Below are 17,604 nucleotides of genomic sequence, written 5' to 3'. Positions count from 1 at the left end.
GCCAGACATGAACACCATCAGCGACGGGCTCGAGCTCGTCTACCTCGGACGCACCGACCTCGAGAGCTCGTCACCCTGCGAGCACGTCGCCGGCATGGCGGTCGTCGACCAGGACGGGCTCCGGCTCGGCGAGGTCGACGACGTCGTCGTCGACGTGCGCGACCGTCAGCCCCGCCTGCTCTCGGTGGTCTCCGGAGGCGTCCTCGGCCTCGGCGTCACCGAGACCCTGGTGCCCATCGAGGCCGTCACCGAGATCGGCGACCGGCTACGGGTGATCAGCCCCGGCGTCCCGGACGTCACGGACGGCGACCCGACCCCGACCCCGACCACGGACGATGGATCTCCCTTCGAAGCCGCGTACGAGGCGTACGGCGTGGTCCCGCCCTGGCGCGACGTCCATTCAGCCCGCTGACCCACCGGGGCGCCCCGCGGGAGAGCGCGCCGGTGACTGGGGCCCGGGTCGGGGCGAGTACTGTCTCATCGCAGTCGGACGGCTCCGCCGACCAGCGGACCGGAGTCCGGTCCGACGACCCGGGCCCCTAGCTCAATTGGCAGAGCAGTGGACTTTTAATCCATGGGTTGTGGGTTCGAGTCCCACGGGGCCCACCCGGAGTTTCCGCTGGTCGGGGGCGGTTCGCCGCTCCTGACCAGGAACGGCAGGGGCGTCGGCCGGGCGTCGCCCGTCCCCGCCCGGGGTCTACCTGGCTCGGGCTGCCTCGGGCTATCTCTGACCACGCAGACCACCATTCGAGCGGCGTACGGCTCAAAATGACTCACGGTGGGCGGTTGCGCGGATAGTGTCAGGTCGGCCGACACCGGGGAAGGGGAACGAGCGCCGTGCTTGATACGTCCTCTTGGCCCCGGAAGGCCCTCGACGTGGTCAACGACCTGCACCTTGACCCGCTGAACGTACGGCTGGAGACGACCAGTACGCAGATCGAAGCGGACATCATCGAGGACCTATTCGACAACGAGGGCGCGTTCGACTTGGTGGAGGCGATCTCCCAGATCGGCTATCTGACCCACGAGATTCCCATCGTCGTGAAGCAGCGCGGGAAGTACATCGTGGTTGAGGGGAACCGACGGCTCGCAGCCTTGAAGGCGATCCAGAACCCGATGATCGTGCCGGGCTATCAATCGCGCGTCACGGTTCTGGCCAAGTCGATGGGCACGCAGCGGGACAGGTTGAAGCAGATCGAGGTCCTTGTCGCGCCGAACCGGCAGCAGGCCAACCAGGTGATCGCTGCTCTCCACACGTCTAACCCTCGCAAGTCCTGGACACCCGCTCGACAGGCCGCGTTCTTCCAGGCTCAAATCGATGCAGGGCGCAAGTACAAGGACCTGCTCACGCGCTATCCGACCATCGACGTACCCAAGTTCGTCCTGCGTGCGCGGCTGGTCAACCGCATGAAGGCTGCAGTGAAGTCAGACGCGGATCTATCCGACTTCACCGAGAGCAAGGGCTTCAAGTCGGGCTACTCAACCCTCACCCGCATCTTCGAGGCCAAGGACTTCCGTGATGTGACAGGCATCGACCTGGACGCAAACGGCAATCTGGACACCGTCCTCACCGATGACCAGTTCGATGCGACCTCGGAGTTGATAGTCCGCGGCATGCAAGACGGGACCATCAACACCCGAACGATCAACACTGTCGGGAGTCCTCGCTTCACCCAGTTGATGAGCGAGATCCGCACGGCCATCGGCATGCCGACGGCGACCCCTCCGGCTCCTGGGGGTGGGTCTGGTGGCCCGTCGCCGGGTGCCCCCGCCCCAGGTGGCGGGAAGGGCGGTACGGGCAAGGGTGGTAAGACCGCCAAGAAGTCCCCGCCGCCGAAGAAGACCAAGCAGACCGTCCTCAATACCGGTCACATCGTGGCACCGGCCGCGTACCCCGTCGCGGTCCGTCTGCACCTTGAGGAACTGTCGATCCTGAACATTCAGCGGACCCCCAACGCGACGTTCGTCTTGCTACGGGCGACTCTCGAGAAGTCCATCAAGGCATACGCCGAAGCCAAGGGTGTCGACATCTCTACGACGAGGCATCAGACGCACGGTCGCGTCCAACTCCACAACTGCCTCAACTGGCTCGTCGAGCACTTACAGAAGAACGGCCCGAAGGTGTTGGTTGACCCGGCGAAGAAGCTTCAAGGCGGGCGGCTCGCTGAGTTCACCGGCACCAAGGCGGCGCTGAACGCTGTCAATCACAACCAGAACTACCACGCAGACGCGGACGACGTGGTGACGGCATGGAACTCCATGGATGCGGTGATGCGAGAGTTGATGAAGCCGTGAGCGCCGAGCGACGGCGGCTGATGGCCTCGCCCCTGAGATACCCAGGCGGCAAGGGAGCGCTGTACGCCCGCTTGCGCGGCGTCATCCGGGAGAACGGCTTGGCCGGCTGCACGTACGTCGAACCGTTCGCCGGTGGGGCTGGGGCGGGGCTGGGGTTGCTCGTGTCCGGCCAGGTCTCCAAGGTTGTGATCAACGACCTTGACCCGGCCATCTACGCCTTCTGGAAGACGCTGGTCGACGAGCCGGACGCCATGATCGAGCGCGTTCGTAAGGTCCCTTTGAACGTCAAGGAGTGGCGAAGGCAGAAGGCGGTCTACGCAACCGGCGGAGACGGTGACCTTTCGAAGCTTGGCTTTGCCACGTTCTACCTGAACCGGACGAACCGGTCCGGCGTGCTCAACGGCGGTCCCATCGGTGGACTCGACCAGACGGGCAACTACCTGATCGATGCTCGGTTCAACCGGGACGACCTAGCCGAGCGGATGCGCGCGCTCTCCCTCTTCGGCAAGAAGATCATCGTCACGCGCGCTGACGGCAAGGCCGTCGTTCGGAAGTACGCCTCGCAGAAGAACACCTTCATCTACGCCGATCCGCCCTACTTCGAGAAGGCCGGATCGCTGTACATGAACTACTTCCGACAGGGTGACCACGCGTCGCTTGCGGCTGAGTTGAACAAGAAGCCGACCGCTCACTGGCTCCTCACATATGACGACGTGCCGCAGGTCGAGCAGTTGTACAGGGACCGGCGCATCCGACGCTTCGGTCTGCACTACTCGGCCCACCGTGTCACGAAGGCGACAGAGGTCGTGGTGCTGTCTGACGCTCTGAACGACATCGAAGACGGCTGGCCCTCCTAGGCTGCAACTTTCCATCGCGATGCCGCTGGCGTAGCGTTTCGACATTTGGTTGCATCCGGCAACCATCTGACGATGGAGGCTCCCATGCCCGCGACGAATAACACCCGCCACGCTGTGTCCCGCTCGACCGGGGCGACGACCTGGACCCGCAAGGAGGGCGACGAGTGGAAGACCGCTTGCCTGAACCACGACGCCGAGACGACCGCCCCGACCCGGGGAGCGGCCTGGAAGAACGGCTCGACCCCGGCGCAGTTCTGCCCGAAGTGCAAGGCGATCACCGAGGGCAAGGCCGAGAAGCTTGCAGCGGGCCTGCTCGACCTGCCCACCCCCACCGCGAAGAAGCCCGCGCCGAAGAAGCCGACGACGACCGCCAAGAAGGCGACCGCCCCGAAGCCGACCAAGGCGGCGTGACCGACAAGATGAGCGACCCGGCGAGCGGCAACCCCGTGCGAGTCGAGGACGACCCCTACGCCGAGTTTTTCGCCGACTGCACGACAGCGGAAGAAGTGCTGGCGCTTCAAGCCGAGATCGACTCCCTGCCGCCCACCTAGCGGGCCTGAGCAGCCCCTACCCGTCGAGGGTGGGGGCTGTTCCACGTCCTACGCGGAACGTAAACGGCCCGTAGGCGGACTTGAACCCCTCCGGGGCAACCGAGGGCCCGAAACGGGCCGAACTTCCCGGCATTCTGTGTTTGCGGACGCCTCGCGTGCGTTCGGGTCGCCCTGGGTGGGCCGCAATCCGTAACCATCCGACTCGCGGCAGATCAGTGCGCGCGGACGCGCACACCACGCGGCAGATGTGCGCGTTCCGCCACTCGACTAGTCCCGACGTTCTCGTGCCGCACGTCGTTGCCAGTAGCCTCGCCTCATGAGCCAGGCCGACGCTATCGACCTGCTACGGACGGTCCAGATAATCGCGACGAATGCGCTCGACGGGCGGCCATTGGAGGAACACGACGCGCACTACGCGGTCGTGCTTCCGCTAAACGGGCCCCCCGCTGTGGTCACTGCCGACCTTGGTCGGGCCGACTGGATGACGGAACGCGGCCCAGGGACGGCCGAGCCGCAGTTCGAGGCTTTCCTCGTGAGCGCCGTACGCGGCATGCGAGACGGGCTGCGGGCTGTTGCTGTGGTGTCCGCGAGGCGGGGAACCGGCCGCGTCGACCTGCTGCTAGAGGAACACACGTCGACGGTCACGGAGCACATGTGGTCGACCGACGTCTCGTCACACAACTGGCACCGAGAGAACACCGAAGCAGTCATCTGGCACACCCCAGCCTGACCGACCGGTCATCGGCAGGTCCGTGCAACTCGCGGCACAGGCAGACGTCGTTGATGCGAACATGTAGCGGTGGCTGACGAGGAGATCTTCCAGCGCTTGCCGTTTCCCTATGAGGGCGGACGGTTTCCCGCCAACCTTGGAGCGCTGGTCCAGCGGACCGTCCTGACCGGCGAGCTCCCAGCCCGTGAAGTGGTGCACACGTCGGATGGATCGTGGGCGATCGGAGATGGTGTCAACGATCCCAATCTCCCGGGCGCATCGGTGATCTCCCACATCTCGCACGTCGTGACCATGAACAGTTCAGTCGCTGCCCTTGCGACCATGCCTCCCGGACACATCGCCGAACGAGAAGCTGCGGGTGGGCCGTGGGAGATCAAGGTCCTCCTGGGCTGGGGTGATGACTAGCGCCCGCTCATTGCACGACCGCGCACACCGCGCGGCAGATCCGGATGATGGGTGGCACGCGGTTGTCACCGCTTATGGCTGAAGAGTCAGCCAGGTCTCGCCACGACGAGCGGTGTCTTCGGTGGCGAGTGATTCGAGGGTGAGGGTGGTGAAGCCGGTGTGGAGTTCGTGGATGATGCCGGATATCTCCTCGACGTCCGCGTACCCGGTGTGCTCTGGGTAGCCGCCGTCGATGCGTTCGAGCCACAGGCGCCACTTGTTGTCACCGACTGGGTCCAGTTCACCGGTGGGGCGCCAGTCCTCACCAGGACGGCCCCAGATCAGCGCGTTGGTCGGTTGGAGCAACTTGCCAGCGGCGAGGTGTCCGACACCGTTGCCGGGACCACGCTCGAACGTCCCGTTGACGCGGACGCGCGACTCGACACCGACGTGCACGCTCTCGCTGATGCCGTCGCTGCGGTCAACGCGCCAACGATGGTTCCTGCACCAGAAGCGCTCGGTGTAGGTGTCCTCAAGGTCAGTGCCAGATCCATGGTGCACGCGGACGACGCCTTCAGCCCATGAGAACCGTCCCGCACCGAGCATGTGGCCGATCACGACGAAGATCTGTGCTGACATCTGGCCCCATCCTGGCGACATGCCCTCCGAGCAACGAACCGCGGCCCGCCATCCATCGAGCGCCGGCGCCCGCAGCCTAGCCGCCCTGTCATCGGCAGAGTCGGATGTTTATACCTGGCCTGGCGCCTCCCGCCCGTTGAGTCAGGTCGGGACAACCCCTCCGGGCGCGGGAGGCGAGTTTCAGCCGCGCCGGTTCAGGTCGTCCGGCACGACCCGGCCAGACGCGGGGTCCACGACGACTTCGCCGAAGGCATCGAGTCCGTCTGCCATGCCCGCGCGGATGATGGCCGCGTTGGCCTCGCTCGGGGTCAGCGTGTGGGGGTCGGGCTGGATTAGCCCGTCAGCGCCGCCATACTCGCTCGCAGGCGTCCGCTGCTCGGCACTTTCGCCGAGGTACTGGATGGGGCCGCTAGCCATCTCAGCCGACCGTGCTCTTCTGCGCCGTGGCGTTGTAGGTGCCCGGCTGGCCGGTACCGGCGGGCACGGTTCGCACGAAGTAGGGCGTGGTCCCGTTGAGGAAGACCATCAGGTCGCACACAGTGTTGTCGCCGGGGAACTCAGGCGTAGGGCACCGGGTCACGACAGCCGGGTACTCCTCGCCTGCCGCAACGGGCATGCGTCGCCCGCGTCGGCCGAGGCCGATCTGTGGGATCAGCTGCACATCTGCGTCGCTCACTGTGTAGTGCACAAGGCCGCTGGCCATGTCGTTCACCGTCCTCTAACTCGTGGCTGGGGCTTCATCGACCCGTCGACGCTATTGCTCCGACGGAGGAGCGACCCCTCTCAACAGAGGGCTTCTGATCGTCACGCGTGCTTGTGCAGGGCGGTGACGTTCTCCCCCGCCGTCACGCCGAGTGAGGGCGTCTTCGCGGGGCGGGTCGAGTCGAACCGGGCTCGGGTCGCCTTCGGATCGCTACCGATCTGGTGGGCGTAGATCGTCATGAACACGTACAGCGAGTGACCGAGTTGGCGGGCGACCTCGACCGGTTGCATTCCCTTGTCCAACATGAGGCTTCCGGCGGTGTGGCGTAGGTCGTGGAGGCGCAGGGACTCGGGCAAGCCCGCGAGCTTGACGGCGGGCTTGAACTGCCGCTGGTAGAAGCCATCGCGCCACCACGACCGGTTCCAGTCGAGCCCGCCGGTGGCGCCTTGGAAGCGAGCGAGGTCGTTGCGCGAGCGCCCCGGCCACAAGGGGGCGTGGGAATGGTTGTCACCGTTTGGCCCGTGGGGGTGGTCGGCAAGGTACGCGGCCAAGTCTTCGCAGAGCCAGTCGGTTGGAATGTCGACGACTCGCGGCTTGCGATTCTTCGGCGTGCTGATCGTCCAACAGCACTCGTCATCGGTGCAGGCTCGGCCCCGGCCCTTAGGGTTGTCCGGCGTGCGCGGGTTCGGCGGGGCTGTGCACTTATGCTTCTGCCTCGTCTGACGGACGTGCACCTGGCCGACCGGAAGCTTTATGTCTGCAATCGTCAGCCCGGCGACTTCACCTGCACGAAGACCCGTGTACGCCATGAACTCGATCAGCAGCGCGTACGGCGTATCCGGCGCAAGAGCACGCATCGCTTCGGCCAAGTCTTGGATCTGGGATTCACTGAGGGCGACCGGTTCGAACGGGAGCCGGTCGTGCCGGTCAGCCGGAATCTCAGCGCCGAGCGCCGGATTGGTCGGGATGGCCTCGCGCCGATGGGCGTACTTGAGAACCTGGCGGAGCACGCCGTAGTGGTGCCGGATCGATGCGCTCGACCTCTTGCCTCCCCCACCCCTCGCGACCTTCTGGATGAAGTCGTCCACGTCGGCAGGGCTGATGGACCGGATCTGTCGCGTGCCCAAGATCGGGATCACTGAGGAGTCGAGCGTGCGCCGGTCCCCGGCGAGCGTCGTTGGCTTCTTGGTCGTCTGTCGTGACTGCCACCACCGCTCAGCCCACTCCGCCACCGACTCCTTGCCAGCGTCGGCCCTCGCGGCTCGCCCGGTGCCGTGAATCTCGGCGTCCTTGCTGATTCGGAACGCCTTTGCCTCCTCAAGATCCTCGAACGTGCGCTTGCCGTAGACCCGGCGCGCTGGCCCGTCCTCCTGGGGCTCGTAGTACATCCAACGCACCTGGTGGCGGCGCTTGCCGGCGCTGGTCTTCCAAGACCTCACGTGTGCCACGAGTCGTCCTCCTTCATCGTGTTGAGCCAGGCCTGCGCCTCGGCTTCGGTGTTGAACGTGCGTTCGCGGCGGGTGCCGCTGCGGTTGATGACGGCGAGCCACCGTCCGTTGGGGCGGGGTCGTGGCCTGAGGGGTCGCCCGGGCAGACTCCGAGCCGCTTGGCTGTCTTGGGCGGGCACGGGTGCCTTGCGTCTGCGTGGACGGCCACCGGCCGGGCCGATCTCAGGCAGTGGGCCGATGTAGCGCGATCCGGCTGCTGTGACGCGCTTGGCTTCGTCGCGAGTGACAGGTGGCGCGATACCGGCTCGCTCGGCACGCTCGCGCTTACGTGACTCCCTGACCGCGCGGTCAAGCGCATCGGAGTCGTCGGACGTCCACAGGCTCATGCCCCACCCCCAACCTCCGCAGGGGCCGCGCGCTTGTAGATGCGCCGCACGGTCGACGGTTGCCAGGTCGGTCGGCCCTCAGGGCTGAGCACGCCGTCACTGGTTAGGGCTCGGGCTATCGCACCGAAGGATGAGCCTTGGTCGCGCTCGTTGCAGATGCGGTCGACGACCGCCGAGCTTGCAAGGCGAGGTGCACCGATCTTCTTGCCCTTGGCCTTCGCGGCGGCCATACCCTCGCGGGTGCGGATCGAGATCATGTCCCGCTCCAGTTCGGCGAAGGTGGCGAGCATGTTCGCCATCGCCTTGCCCTGGGGCGTGGACAGGTCGACCCCGAGGTCGCAGATGATCAGGTCCCACCCTTGGGTCCGGGCGGCGTTCATGATGTCGGCCGCATGCAGGACGGATCGGGCGAGCCGGTCCATCTTGGCGACGATCAATGCGTCAGCCCGGCCTGCCTCCAACTGGTCGAGGCACTGACGCAGGTTCGCGTTGACGTTCTTGCCGGACGCGCCCTCGTCGGCCACGACCTCCACGGGCCAGCCTCGCCGTTCGGCTTCGGCGAGCACGGTCGAGCGTTGGGCGTCGAGCCCATTGCCGGACGCAGCCTGTTCCTCGGTCGACACGCGCAGGTAGGCCAGGGCGCGTGTGACGTGCTTGCGGTCATTCATGGCGGTCCTCTCACACGAACGGCCCACGCGAACCGCTGGCCTGTCAGGGCCTAACGGGTCGAATGGGCCTTACGCCTCGAAACGCTAGCGGAGGTCGACCGGCAGCGCCCCTACGCGAGAAGCGGCGTAGGCCGGAATGCCGGCCCTTCGGACGCGGGGGCGGGGGTCGAGGCCGCCGAGCCTCGGTTCACACGCCTACGGACCGTTTGCGGACGGCTCGCGTGGCACCTAGCCCCAGCGCCCGCGCTCGGGGTCGTAGCCGGGCGGGTCGAGCGGGCCGGGATCGGGGCGAGCCGAGCCGGGTCGGACGACCGGTGCCACGACCTCGCCGCGCACGACGTCGGGGCCGAACGGGTCGAGCCGAGTCGTGTACGGCTTCCCGTCCTCGGCGTCGTACTCGGCCCATTGGCGCTCGCGCTCGTCGTAGGCGTGCTGCTCGGCGTCCTCCCACGGCTCGTCCGCCCCCACCCCCACCGCGAGGGCCGGGCGGTCGGACACGTCTTCCAACTCGGAACGCTGGATACCGCCGATGCCGTCACGCTGATGCTGGAGGAATACCGCTTCCAGGGTTTCGTCCCACTTGGACCTCCCGACCTCAAGCTTGGCCCCGGGACCGAGTCCGATGCGGTCCATGATCCCGAGTGCAGCCCTCAACCGGACGGTGTCGTCGGTGTCCTCGTCGTTGACGATCTTGGACAGCGCCGCGATGGCGGGATCTGCAAGCTCGAGAAGCCGTTCCTTCGCGCTCTTCTTGTTCTGAGGAGCGGCGCCACCGTGAACTCGGCAGCACGACTGGCCGAGCATCGCGGGGGCCTTGCACCGCTCGCCGGTCCGATGAGCGGTTGCACTGCATCGCCGGGAGTCGTTCACGGACCCGGGCATGCCAGGCGCGGCCGGGGTTTCCTTTCGTGTGGCGCGGGCCGCTTCGCGCTCGGCCTTCGTGGGGCGGCGTCGCTTCGGCTTGTTAGGCAGAGCCCCTGAAAGGTCCTTGCCCGACTCGTCCGCAGGCGATCCCGAACCGGTTCGGTCACTTCTTGTCATCCTTCTTCCTTCCTCTCGATGAGTCCGACCGGTTCGGTTCGGTTCGTCCCCTACGGGGCACGAACCGCCGAACCGCTTCGGTCGACCGGTTCGCGATCGGTTCGCCGAACCGCTTCCGAACCGCCGAACCGCTCATGACTTCGCACCACCCGGCACCACCCGGAGCGCCACGAAGTCCTTGGCGGAGACGTACTTGCCGCGGGCGGGGGTTCCTCGGTTCGCGACGTAGCCCTCGGCTGTTAGCGCTTCGACCGCAGAGGCGATCCGGTCATTGGTGCCGAGGACGTTGTCGCGGATCGACCTCAGCGAGCACCCGTCGTGCTTGGCGATGTAGCCGTGGACCTGCTCCATCAGCGCCCGGAACTCCGGTTGCTGGGTGAGCGGGACGTCCGGCTCGGCCGCCACGGTGTCGATACTGGGTGACTCGATCCAGGCACTGACGTCGCCGGCCAGGTCTACGGCGTTGCAGTGGAGATCGCCGACGTAGCGCTGCCGGTGCTTGCCGAACGGAACCCACTCCACGCCGCCAGGGCTGTCCTTCGCGAGGAACAACCGCGACCGCCCGTGCTTGCCCTTCCCGAACTGGTCGACGGCCTCCACGAGATACATCGCGCCTTTGATCCCAGCCTTCTTGTGCTGGGTGCCGAGGGTCCAGTTGCCCCGCCCGTCACGGTCCTTCACGACGTGGTCAAGTTCCACAATCGCCGGGCCGGGGTAGTCCTCGGTCGGCTTCACCTGACACCGGCGCGAGAACGACTGGAACCACTTCGCCGCGTCCTCGGCCGCGTTGATCGACAACCCGTTCAGCGCGTACGCCTCCGTCACCCCGTCGAGCACCACCAAGCTGGGCCGGTAGCGCTTGATGTCCGATCGGAGAGCGAGTTGGTCAGCCTCGGTCATCGGTTCGCCGGGACGGAAGTAGTGGAAGCACCGCCTGATCTCGGCCCGGGTCGCGCACAGACTCCGCAACCGATCCACTATCGACCGCTCGTTGGCCTCCATGTCGACGTAGAAGACGCAGTTGCCGTCCTCGATCTCCTGCGTCGCCGCATGCAGCAGGAGCCACGACTTCATCGACTCCGGCTCGCCGCCGACGCTGTGAACCTCATTCGGGTAGAACAGCGCCCGCGTGACCGTCTGGCCGTCGACGCTCTCGGTCCACCGCCCCACCGTGGGCGACGGGGGCGGGGCACCCCGCAGTGCGTCCGCCAGCGGGACCTTCTTGGTCCATCCGGTCCGCATCCCCTGATCAGCCATCGCGACCACCTACCGGTCGAGTCGACGGCAGCGGCACTTGCTTCGTGTCGCGTACGTTCATTGCGTATCTCCGATCCAGACGAGCCGCGTAGACCGAGCACCTACGCGGCTCGTCGCACATGTCAGGCGGCTCGGGTGTCCCGGTGGCCGCTCACGACGCGCTCCCCACGGACCCGGCGCGCGTGTATCGAGATGCGCGCTCCGTGCCGTATCGGATTGCCGCGTCTCGGATGCGGCGTCGGCTCGCTCGGACGAGAGCAGTCCGCAGCCCGACCTCCATGACGGCTTCGGTGGCGTCCTTATAGCCCTCGACCGGCTGCCACAGCCGAAGACGACTCGCCCCCACCCCCGCATCCCGCAGGGCCATGTACCTCGCCCAGCCGCCGAACGCGCCGGCATCGTCCGAATCCATGAGGATGTTGACGGGCGACGTGCTCCGATAGCGCACGAACCAATCAGCTTGCTCCGGTGTCATGCGGTTGATGCCGCCGGGAGTCGTCGTGGCTGCAACGCGAGCGACCGTCATCAAGAGGTCCGCCTCACGCTCACCTTCGGTGAACCAGACCGGCTCGCTGAGCCGGAGTGCGTCCAGCACGACCGGGAGGTTGTAGATGACTCGGTCGGCCCAGTCGGGCTGGTACCTGTGGACCGCGCGGGGCGCGCCCATCCACCGAAGTCGGTTGTTTCGGATGAGCGCAGCCTGGGTCTTGAAGTCCTTGCGCTTGTCGGTGTCGTTGGAGCCACGCACCTTGCGGAGAACGGGGCGTCCGCGCTCGTCGGTGTACACGAACAATGCTTTGAGACTCATGGTGAGACCTCCTCGAATCGACTACTACAAGCCTGATCCCTGTCAACTGAGGGGTTCTGAGCACATGTGGTATGCGCACGCCTCATGACGGACCACGCATTGGGAAGCCCGGCTTGATGCCATGGCGGATCGCAAGCAGCCGCAGCGCGATCGTGGTGCGCCGGTAGGACTCGCGGGTGGGCCAGTCGGGCCATCGGTCGCCGGTCAGCCGCATGTCGCCTTCGGGAGAGCGCATGTACCAACGTCCTCGGTAGAGCACGAGGTCGTCTGTGCTTGCTGGGTGCGTGAAGGCAAGGCCGAACGGCGAGCGCGGAAGCGTCAACGCCGACCAGACCTTGCCTTGGGCGAGGAGATCTGGGGCGTGGGGGTCCTTGACCGCGACGTGGCCCAACTGCGGCATGAGCTGTTGCAGAAGCTCGTTGATCGGCATTGAATCGCGCTGACCAAGCACCGACTCGATCTCCCGTTGCGCCTCATGGGTCTCTTGGGGATAAATCGGGTCAGGGTTGCGACTCCTCGAGAGCCACAGCACGAATGCTTCTCGACCAGGGATTTGCGGCAGGAGTTGTAACCGAGCGGTGGTCATGCCCGGTCACCCCGCAGGATCGCCGCCGTGAGGGTGCGGTGGCCGTGCCGGGGCGAGCCCTCACGGAACCGCTCCTGCATCTCGTGGAGGCGGTCGAGCGGCGAGCCGTCAGCCGATTCCTCCCAACGCTCAGCGTGGTCCGAGATCGTTGCCAGCCGCTTGAGGTACTCGTCCCGTGCCCGCGTCAGGTCGGCCAGCCGCTTCAAGGCTTCCTTGGAAGTGATCCGGCCCTTCTTGAGCAGGGCGGGGATCTCAGCCGCCTCGCGACAGTCGGCCTCCAGGGCCTCGACCAGCCGTGCGTACTCGGTTGTGATGACCTCGGAGACATTGTTCAGATGGTCAACGTGACCCTGACCCAACTCGGACTCCCAAGCCTTTGCCCAGGAGTCGAAGCGGCGACGCCGGGCTGGGGTCCAGCCCGGCTGGTCGTCGGCCCACTCGCGAGCAGCCTCCGGGTCGGCGAAGTCGATCTGCTGGAACTGGCTGAGGTCGGCGCTCATCGCGCACCCCCAGCCGCCGGGAAGCGCGCCCGGTCGACTGCGCCAGCACTGCTGACTACGCGCTCGCGCTCCTGAGCCGAACGGATCGCGTCGGCCACGTCGCCCAGCAGTTCACCCAGGTTGTCGACGCTGGACTCGGCGTCCCGGGTGGTCGGCGGACGGTTCACGACACCGAACGGCGTCTTCTTGACCTTCTTGCTCATTCGTTCTCTCCATTCCATGTCGGCGCGCTCCTGCTCCTCACGGAAGCGCGCATCGTCGTTATCCATCTGTCGGCGCTGAGCGGACGGGCTGCCGCTCGCGATCCCGTACTGCAAGGGGTTGGTCATCGCTTGGCCTCCCGCTGGCGGGCCAGGTGGGCGGCGACCGCTTCCCGCAGCCACCCCTGACGGGTCAGCCCGGCCTCCGCCGCCGCGACATTCACGTCGGAGGCCATGCGCTCGGTCACCTTGAATCGCCAGATGACGGTGAACAGTCGGGCCATGTCTTCTCCTCTCGTCGGGGCCCCTCGCGGAGAGGACCCCTACTGAGGGTTCCTCTCCGCGAGAGCACCGCTCTCTCTTTCTGTGTGCGGGCAGGCGTCAGCGCCCGACCTGCAAGGCAGGGCCGGGTCACAGATCGCCCGCGTAGATCCGAGCGCGTACGCGAGGGCTATGCGTCGAGCGCGGAAGCTTCCAGGTTCAGTCGCATAGGCACTCGCCCGACGCCAGCGCCCGAGCCGTTCGGCATGTCGGGCAGATGTTGCGACGCCGCGTGTACCGATCGACCGCCGGTTGAGCCGGGGCGCCGTAGAGATGACCCCCACACACCCCAGCCGAGTGGCCGTGCTCGCACTCGCGGGCGTACGCGGGGCTGAGTCGCGCCAGGCGAATGTGGTTGATGGTTGCCATCAGGCGGTCCGCTCGGCCAGGAACTTCTCGAGGTCGTCCAGTCGGACGTATGCGGGGCCGGTGTCGCCTGCCGGGCGGCAGACAGGCAGCCATCCCTTCTCGGTCCAGCGGCGGAACTGGCGCGGCGTGAAGCCGTACGTGACGGCCGCATCGTCGCGCTTCATGTAGACGGGTCGCTTCTTCAGCGCCTTCTTGCTCATGGTGCTCTCCGAGGAGGTCTACACCGGAGGCAAATGCAAAAGGGCCACCATGCTCCGGTGAAACGGAGGGCATGGCAGCCCTGTCAGGTCTGGGTCGATCTCTCAGTCGTTCGTGTTGCTCGACTCGCAGGCGATGCTACCTCAGATTCGGGTCTGCGTTTCCTACTACAATCACGGGCGTCGCCGGGGCGTCGCCCGGCGCTTGCCGAGGCTCGCCCCGCTTCGCCCGACGTAGCCCGGTCACGATTCTGCAACGGCGCTGGTCAAAGCCAGTTTCCGGACGCCGGGGAGCCCGTCGCGGGCGACGGCGGGAGGAGCCGGGGCTCCCCACGGCGATGTTCTTTTAATCCATGGGTTGTGGGTTCGAGTCCCACGGGGCCTACGCAGTCGCCTGTATGGACCCGGGTCCTCCTTGACGGAGTGGCTCGGGTTCCTGCTTTACATGGCTCGGGTTGCTGCTTGACGGTGGCTCCGGTTCCTCCTTGACACTCCCTCATGATCAGGGAGCTCAGCGTGCAGGAGCAGAAGTACCAAGCGGTGTTGGCGGTGCTGGCTGATGGTGTGTCGGTCAGTGAGGTCGCTCAGCGGTGGGGTGTCTCGCGGCAGTCGGTCCATGCGTGGCTGCGTCGCTACGAGGATCAGGGTCTGGCGGGTCTGGAGCGGCGTTCGAGTCGGCCGGTGTCGTGTCCGCACCAGATGGGCGGGGTCGTCGAAGCGCGGATCCTGGAGCTGCGGCGGGCGCATCCGGGGTGGGGTCCGCGGCGGATCTTGTACGAGCTCGGGATCGCGCAGGCGGCCGGTGAGCTGGGTGGTGAGCCGGTGCCGTCGCGGTCGGCGATCTACCGGTGCCTGGTCCGGGCCGGGTTGATCGATCCCCAGGCCAGGCGCCGCCGCGACGAGCATTGGCGCCGGTGGGAACGCGGTACCGCGATGGAGCTGTGGCAGATGGACGTGGTCGGTGGGTTCCTGCTTGCTGATGGTCGGCGGGCCAAGGCGTTGACCGGGGTCGACGACCACTCGAGGTTCTGTGTGTCTGCGTACCTGATGCTGCGGGAGACATCGCAGCGGGTCTGTGACGGACTGGCGGTGGCGATGCGGACCTATGGGGTGCCCGAGGAGATCCTGACCGACAACGGGAAGGTGTTCACCGGCCGGTTCAACAAGCCTCCGGTGGAGGTGTTGTTCGATCGGGTGTGCCGGGAGAACGGAGTCGCCCACCGGCTGACCCAGCCCAGGTCGCCGACCACCACCGGGAAGGTGGAGCGGTTCCACCGCACCATGCGGGAGGAGTTCCGCACCGACCGGGTCTTCGAGTCCCTGGCACTGGCCCAGGCCGAGCTCGACGAGTGGGTCAACGGCTACAACCACCGACGGCCGCACTCCTCGATCGGGATGGTGCCGCCCGTCGAGCGCTTCGGCACCCGACCGATGCCGGCCCGGCCGGTCCGCGACGCGCTCGTCACTCCTGACCGCAACGGGGATGACTGGATCGCTCGACGAGCAGGCGCGAACGGGGTGATCTCGGTGTCGTGGCAACAGATCTGCCTGGGCAAGGCCGCCGCCGGGAAGAACGTCGACGTACACGTCACCGACCGGGTCATCCAGGTCTGGGACGGCAACCAGCTGCTCAAGACCACCGCCCGCACCACCACCGGGGAGGTGAGGAAGAAGCGCGCCTCGGTCACACGAACCGAGGACTAACCTCCATCAAGAGTGTCAACGAGGAACCGACACTCCCACGTCAAGCAGGAACCGGAACCAGACAGGCCTACGCAGTCGCCTACGCGGTCGCGGTCGCGTCGAGCAGCTCGGCGAGGGCCTGCGGCCGGCTGAACATCGGCCAGTGGCCCGAGTCGATGTCGACCAGCTCGAGGTCGCGGATCCGGGCGAGCTCACCGAGGTGGCCCGCCTCGAGCCACTCCCGAGCCTGCTCGGGGCTGAACTCGGGGCACACCAGGACGGCCGGGACGGCGAGCCGGCGCTCGTCGTGGAGGTGGACCTCGGCGCGGCTGACGCCGACCGGGACGGCGTGGGCGCCGCGCTCGATCCGCTCCCGGGTGGCGGCGTCCAGGTCGTCGGCGTCGGGGCCCTCGAACGGCTTCCACCCCGGGAACCGCATCAACCCGTCGACCGGCTCGAAGAGGTCGGCGTACCGCTCTCCGTCGGCGGCCGGCCAGCCGCCGACGAAGACCACCTTCGCGACCGACTCCGGTCGCGCGTCGACGGCCAGCCACGCGAGCGTGGCGGCCGCGGAGTGGCCCACGAGCACGACGGGGTCGGGGCCGGCCGCGTCGACCGCCGCCCGCACCGCCGCGACCTGGTCGGCCAGGGTGGCGTCCGTGCGGCCGTCGCCCTGCCCGGGCAGCGCGACGGCTGCGACGTCGTGGCCGGCGGCGCGCAGCGGGGGCACGACCTCGTCCCAGGCTCGTTCGTCGAGCCACAGCCCGGCGATGAGCACGATCTTCATGAGGGTCCTCTCGGGTGGGTTGCGGACGACGCTAGAGCCGGTTGAGGACGATCGGCTTCCGGTTGCCCGTCCGGCATGCCTAGGGTGCGGCGATGGGGACCTACGGCGACTCACCGACAGCGCGGGCACTGCGGACCCTCGAGCTCCTGCACGACCGGCCGGGCATCACGGCCGCAGAGCTCGGCGACCGCCTGGGGGTCAGCGACCGGGCGGCCCGTCGCTACGTCGTGATCCTGCGCGAGGCCGGCGTACCGGTGCGGTCCGACCGCGGACCGTACGGCGGCTACCGGCTCGGGCGGGGCGCCCGACTGCCTCCGGTCAGCTTCACCGCGGCCGAGGCGCTCGGGCTGGTGATGGCGGTCGTCGACGCCCGGCCCGCCGCTGCCGAGGTCGGCACGGACGACCCGGTCGGGACCGCCCTCGGCAAGGTGGTCCGCGTCCTGCCCGAAGCGGTCCGGCAGCAGGCCTCGTCGTTGCGGGCGCACACCGCCGCCACCCCGGACCGCTATCGGACCGTGCCGGACCCGGACGTGACGAGCGACCTCGCCTCAGCGGTCGCCGAGCACCGCGTGGTCACCATCGACTACCGCACCGCCGCCGGGTCGCAGTGGAGCGGCCGGGTCGAGCCGTGGGCGGTGGTGGTGCGCCACGGGCACTGGTACCTGCTGTGCCGGTCGCTGCGCAGCCACGAGGCCCGCACCTACCGGATCGACCGGGTCCGCCGGGTCGAGGTGCACCCCGACACCTTCGCTCCCCCGGACGACCTCGACCCCGTGGCCGACCTCGAGCGCCACCTCGGCGCCGGGTGGGCCCATCCCGTCCGCGTCCTGCTCGACGCCCCGCCCGAGGAGGTGGCCCGCCACGTCACCCCGGTGATGGGGCGGCTCGAGCCCTACGGCGACGGCTGCCTGCTCGTCGGCACGACCGACAACCCCGTCATGTACGCCGGGGAGTGGCTCGCCCGGATCCCCCTGTCGTTTCGTGTCCTCGGCGGCCCCGAGCTGCTCGCCGCCACCACCCGGCTCGCCGACCGGTTGCGGGGCGCGGTGACCGACGCCGCGCCGGGCTGAGGGCGGTGCACCCACCACCGGTCTACTCCACCTCGACCAATTCGGCCGCAGGTGGTGCGCGGGGCGCCGCGGGGGACCTACTGTCACGGCTGTTGAACCGTCGGTGACCCGAGACGCCGGCGGT

The 17,604-nt window shown here is 67.6% G+C and carries 24 protein-coding genes and 1 tRNA gene; 10 read left to right on the top strand and 15 right to left on the bottom strand.

The features are described from left to right. The first annotated feature begins 7 nt into the window (after positions 1–7). The 8 genes from ACILRH_RS03135 (at position 8) to ACILRH_RS03100 (ending at position 4,838) form a co-directional block, all read left to right on the top strand. Positions 8–412, top strand: coding sequence for a PRC-barrel domain-containing protein (locus ACILRH_RS03135; RefSeq protein WP_395690692.1), 405 nt, complete (start codon positions 8–10; stop codon positions 410–412). Positions 413–533: 121 nt separating this feature from the next. Further along, positions 534–606: transfer RNA gene (locus tag ACILRH_RS03130), tRNA-Lys, on the top strand. 270 nt (positions 607–876) lie between these two features. Beyond that, complete coding sequence (locus ACILRH_RS03125; protein WP_395690690.1) at positions 877–2,295, top strand: hypothetical protein; 1,419 nt, start codon at positions 877–879, stop codon at positions 2,293–2,295. After that, a complete protein-coding gene (locus ACILRH_RS03120) occupies positions 2,292–3,152 on the top strand; it encodes a DNA adenine methylase (protein ID WP_395690688.1) in 861 nt (286 codons plus the stop codon). Before ACILRH_RS03125 ends, ACILRH_RS03120 begins: the two co-directional genes overlap by 4 nt. Before the next feature lie 84 nt (positions 3,153–3,236). Further along, positions 3,237–3,563, top strand: a complete 327-nt coding sequence (locus ACILRH_RS03115) for a hypothetical protein (protein WP_395690686.1) — start codon at positions 3,237–3,239, stop codon at positions 3,561–3,563. After that, positions 3,560–3,703: a hypothetical protein gene (locus ACILRH_RS03110; protein ID WP_395690685.1), complete on the top strand. Its 144-nt coding sequence runs from the start codon at positions 3,560–3,562 to the stop codon at positions 3,701–3,703. The genes ACILRH_RS03115 and ACILRH_RS03110 overlap by 4 nt, the downstream gene beginning before the upstream one ends. A 316-nt stretch (positions 3,704–4,019) precedes the next feature. After that, positions 4,020–4,433, top strand: a complete 414-nt coding sequence (locus tag ACILRH_RS03105; protein ID WP_395690683.1) for a hypothetical protein — start codon at positions 4,020–4,022, stop codon at positions 4,431–4,433. Positions 4,434–4,502: 69 nt separating this feature from the next. Beyond that, complete coding sequence (locus ACILRH_RS03100; protein WP_395690682.1) at positions 4,503–4,838, top strand: hypothetical protein; 336 nt, start codon at positions 4,503–4,505, stop codon at positions 4,836–4,838. Positions 4,839–4,910: 72 nt separating this feature from the next. Here ACILRH_RS03100 and ACILRH_RS03095 read toward each other — a convergent pair whose 3' ends face one another. The 14 genes from ACILRH_RS03095 to ACILRH_RS03030 all read right to left on the bottom strand — a co-directional run bounded on the left by ACILRH_RS03095 (position 4,911) and on the right by ACILRH_RS03030 (position 13,943). After that, positions 4,911–5,456 (bottom strand): hypothetical protein, encoded by a 546-nt coding sequence (locus tag ACILRH_RS03095; RefSeq protein ID WP_395690680.1) that lies wholly within the window; start codon positions 5,454–5,456, stop codon positions 4,911–4,913. A 180-nt stretch (positions 5,457–5,636) separates the two neighbouring features. Next, positions 5,637–5,873 (bottom strand): hypothetical protein, encoded by a 237-nt coding sequence (locus tag ACILRH_RS03090; RefSeq protein ID WP_395690679.1) that lies wholly within the window; start codon positions 5,871–5,873, stop codon positions 5,637–5,639. A gap of 1 nt (position 5,874) precedes the next feature. Then, positions 5,875–6,168 carry a hypothetical protein gene (locus tag ACILRH_RS03085; RefSeq protein ID WP_395690678.1) on the bottom strand — a complete coding sequence of 98 codons (294 nt, stop codon included), beginning with the start codon at positions 6,166–6,168 and terminating at the stop codon, positions 5,875–5,877. 92 nt (positions 6,169–6,260) lie between these two features. Further along, complete coding sequence (locus ACILRH_RS03080; RefSeq protein ID WP_395690676.1) at positions 6,261–7,547, bottom strand: tyrosine-type recombinase/integrase; 1,287 nt, start codon at positions 7,545–7,547, stop codon at positions 6,261–6,263. A 47-nt stretch (positions 7,548–7,594) separates the two neighbouring features. After that, on the bottom strand, positions 7,595–7,993 hold the full coding sequence (locus ACILRH_RS03075) for a hypothetical protein (protein ID WP_395690674.1): 399 nt from the start codon (positions 7,991–7,993) through the stop codon (positions 7,595–7,597). After that, positions 7,990–8,661 carry a recombinase family protein gene (locus tag ACILRH_RS03070; protein WP_395690672.1) on the bottom strand — a complete coding sequence of 224 codons (672 nt, stop codon included), beginning with the start codon at positions 8,659–8,661 and terminating at the stop codon, positions 7,990–7,992. The genes ACILRH_RS03075 and ACILRH_RS03070 overlap by 4 nt, the downstream gene beginning before the upstream one ends. 228 nt (positions 8,662–8,889) lie before the next feature. Next, on the bottom strand, positions 8,890–9,465 hold the full coding sequence (locus tag ACILRH_RS03065) for a hypothetical protein (protein WP_395690670.1): 576 nt from the start codon (positions 9,463–9,465) through the stop codon (positions 8,890–8,892). A 369-nt stretch (positions 9,466–9,834) separates the two neighbouring features. Next, positions 9,835–10,959: an AAA family ATPase gene (locus ACILRH_RS03060; RefSeq protein ID WP_395690668.1), complete on the bottom strand. Its 1,125-nt coding sequence runs from the start codon at positions 10,957–10,959 to the stop codon at positions 9,835–9,837. Between the two features lie 151 nt (positions 10,960–11,110). Continuing rightward, positions 11,111–11,767, bottom strand: coding sequence for a hypothetical protein (locus ACILRH_RS03055; protein WP_395690667.1), 657 nt, complete (start codon positions 11,765–11,767; stop codon positions 11,111–11,113). An 82-nt stretch (positions 11,768–11,849) separates the two neighbouring features. Next, a complete protein-coding gene (locus ACILRH_RS03050) occupies positions 11,850–12,353 on the bottom strand; it encodes a hypothetical protein (RefSeq protein ID WP_395690665.1) in 504 nt (167 codons plus the stop codon). Continuing rightward, positions 12,350–12,853 (bottom strand): hypothetical protein, encoded by a 504-nt coding sequence (locus tag ACILRH_RS03045; protein WP_395690663.1) that lies wholly within the window; start codon positions 12,851–12,853, stop codon positions 12,350–12,352. The genes ACILRH_RS03050 and ACILRH_RS03045 overlap by 4 nt, the downstream gene beginning before the upstream one ends. Further along, complete coding sequence (locus tag ACILRH_RS03040; RefSeq protein WP_395690661.1) at positions 12,850–13,182, bottom strand: hypothetical protein; 333 nt, start codon at positions 13,180–13,182, stop codon at positions 12,850–12,852. The genes ACILRH_RS03045 and ACILRH_RS03040 overlap by 4 nt, the downstream gene beginning before the upstream one ends. Beyond that, positions 13,179–13,337, bottom strand: a complete 159-nt coding sequence (locus tag ACILRH_RS03035; protein ID WP_395690659.1) for a hypothetical protein — start codon at positions 13,335–13,337, stop codon at positions 13,179–13,181. The genes ACILRH_RS03040 and ACILRH_RS03035 overlap by 4 nt, the downstream gene beginning before the upstream one ends. A gap of 405 nt (positions 13,338–13,742) precedes the next feature. Next, positions 13,743–13,943 carry a hypothetical protein gene (locus ACILRH_RS03030; protein WP_395690658.1) on the bottom strand — a complete coding sequence of 67 codons (201 nt, stop codon included), beginning with the start codon at positions 13,941–13,943 and terminating at the stop codon, positions 13,743–13,745. Positions 13,944–14,441: 498 nt separating this feature from the next. On the opposite strand from ACILRH_RS03030, the gene ACILRH_RS03025 reads away from it, so the two are divergent. Beyond that, entirely contained in the window at positions 14,442–15,644 is a 1,203-nt protein-coding gene (locus ACILRH_RS03025; RefSeq protein ID WP_395691207.1) for an IS481 family transposase, read from the top strand. A gap of 79 nt (positions 15,645–15,723) precedes the next feature. Here the strand turns inward: ACILRH_RS03025 and ACILRH_RS03020 are convergent, their stop codons facing one another. Next, the gene (locus ACILRH_RS03020; protein WP_395690657.1) at positions 15,724–16,410 is read right to left on the bottom strand and encodes an alpha/beta fold hydrolase; all 687 of its coding nucleotides are present in this window, start codon (positions 16,408–16,410) and stop codon (positions 15,724–15,726) included. A gap of 92 nt (positions 16,411–16,502) precedes the next feature. Between ACILRH_RS03020 and ACILRH_RS03015 the strand changes: the two genes are divergently transcribed. Further along, positions 16,503–17,480: a helix-turn-helix transcriptional regulator gene (locus tag ACILRH_RS03015; protein WP_395690655.1), complete on the top strand. Its 978-nt coding sequence runs from the start codon at positions 16,503–16,505 to the stop codon at positions 17,478–17,480. The last annotated feature ends 124 nt before the right edge of the window (positions 17,481–17,604 follow it).

This window comes from Nocardioides sp. (assembly GCF_044226765.1).
Taxonomy (GTDB): domain Bacteria; phylum Actinomycetota; class Actinomycetes; order Propionibacteriales; family Nocardioidaceae; genus Nocardioides.
This window is presented reverse-complemented; position numbering and strand designations above follow the sequence as displayed.